The following is a 2,151-nucleotide window of genomic DNA, read 5'->3' as shown; positions in this document are numbered from 1 at the left end:
AAAGTTCTGTGGTTAGCATTGCCAGATTGTGTGTCTTCCATCGAATAGGAATGAGCGGTAATTCCGGGATTAAACGTGAATTTTCCTGTGATAAATTTATATCGCAATCCTAAATAAATATCATTAAAAGCATAAGAAACCCGATTGTTTAATTCTGGAGAAGTTAAATCATTTTGCGTTCCGTTGTCTAAAATCTGGAAAATATGCGAATTAAAATTCTGGTAAGAATAGGTATTTCCAAGCGTGATGTTTAGATTTGATTTTTTTGTTAAAGCGTAATAATAGTCTGCTTTTGCATCGATCTTATTGGTTTTTAAAAAACGTTCCTGATAAATGTTTTGTCGTAATTGTCCGTCTATGTATCCTGCCAGATCAAAAGGTTGTGTGGCTAAATTGGCATTGTAAAACGGATCTTCGTCCTGATACAGATGTTGTGCCTCAAACGCAAAAACATTTTTGTTGTCTGGTGCATAATACAAACCGATATTTTGATTGAAGGAAACAGGATTTTGCTTTTTAAAAGTAGTAATTTCCTGACTTTGTTCTGTATTGGGAGATACCTGTGTTTGTAAGTGGTAGTCTTCTGTTTGTTTCGATTTCTTAAAAAAAACGTCGTAATCAAAAGTTACTTTTTGGTTTGGTTTATAATTTGAACTTAATTTCAACATCGTCATTTCAGATTTCAACCTATTGTTTGTGTCTGATTCCTGTGTAGTTAGAATTTCGCCGGTTTCTGTATTCAGGATTTGATTTCTGCTCCAGTTTTCCATATCGGTTTTATTGTCAGAAATAATTCCAAAACCACTGATCGTCCATTCTTTTGTTGGATTATAACTAAAATTTGCTGCACCAAAACGATTCGTTACTTCTTTAGCCATATTATTAGGCATTAATGGAATTCCCAAATCATTACCCGAAAGTGAAAGACTGGAGCCTCGTGCAAGGTTCTTAAAACCGCCCGACATCCGGAAATAATCACTAAAACTCATTGGTTGTTCGCCGGTATTATTAAGATTGGTAATAAAATTAAGACTGTATTTTTGACTGTAATAAAACAGTTTTGGATTTACAACATAGCGTCCATCTTTAGGACTTGCGCCTGCACCAACCGAAATATCGCCAAACCAAAAGTTCTTTTTCCCTTCTTTCAGTTTAATGTTCATTGCCAGATTATCCTGATTGTCGGTAACAGAACGCAATTGATCATTTTCGTTGTAATTTCTTAAAACTTCCACTTTGTCCACAGCATCTGCCGGAATGTTATTGACACCCAATTTGGTATCTCCGTCAAAAAAGTCTTTTCCTTCTATCATCAGTTTTTGTACGCCTTTTCCTTCTACTTTTACATTTCCGTCATCATCTACTTCAATTCCAGGTAACTTTTTCAGAATATCTCCAAGCTTTCGTTCTGTTCCGCTCGTAAAGGAATCTGCGTTGTAAACAATGGTATCGCCTTTTATTGAAACCGGCATTTGATGTACAATTTCGATTTCGTCTAAAAGCGTTTCTCCGCCCGACAAAACAATAGGTAAGGTAAGGTCTTCGGTTTTTGTGATTACGTCCACCGTTTTTGGACTAAAACCTAAATAGCTGACTTTTAACTGATAATTAGAATTAGGTTTTAAGTTCAATGCATATTGACCTTTCTCTCCGGTAATGCTGTAGCCGTCCATTTTATCTAAATCAAGATTGACAGCCATTATGTTTGCCATTTCAATAGCTGTTCCCAAACTATCGGTTACAATTCCCTGAACTTTGATGTTTTGAGCATTGGAAATCCCTACAATAAACAGTAATAAGATGATTAATGATTTTTTCATTTTATGTGTTTTAACTAATTGAGGTGGTTTAAACTTTATTGGTAGTAAAAACCACAAAATAATAAACCACATAGATATCATAAGCATTTTTAAGATATAGTTAATTTTAAGTTTTAGACAGCTTTTATCTTTGATAAAATAGCTTAGCTGTGTTTTACTCAAGGTAATCTATAAAATATTATAAAGAATTGTGGCTTAAACGCTAAAACTTGGACACTTTTTTCTACCTATTCATGGATTAAATTATCACAATTAACCCCTATTTTCTTTAGATATTTGAGTGGTGATAAATAACCCAATCCACCATGAATTCTTTCAAAGTTATAAAATT

General features: G+C 33.8%; 1 protein-coding gene. It reads right to left on the bottom strand.

Annotated elements, in window-relative coordinates:
- A partial coding sequence (locus tag VKY41_RS06025) for a TonB-dependent receptor (protein WP_500813538.1) occupies nt 1–1,820 on the bottom strand: 1,820 nt, incomplete at its 3' end.
- Nucleotides 1,821–2,151: the final 331 nt, after the last annotated feature.

The organism is Xanthomarina sp., from assembly GCF_035306605.1.
In the GTDB taxonomy this organism is placed as follows: domain Bacteria; phylum Bacteroidota; class Bacteroidia; order Flavobacteriales; family Flavobacteriaceae; genus Xanthomarina.
Note: the sequence above shows the minus strand (reverse complement) of the source record. Positions and strands in the feature narration are given on the sequence as shown.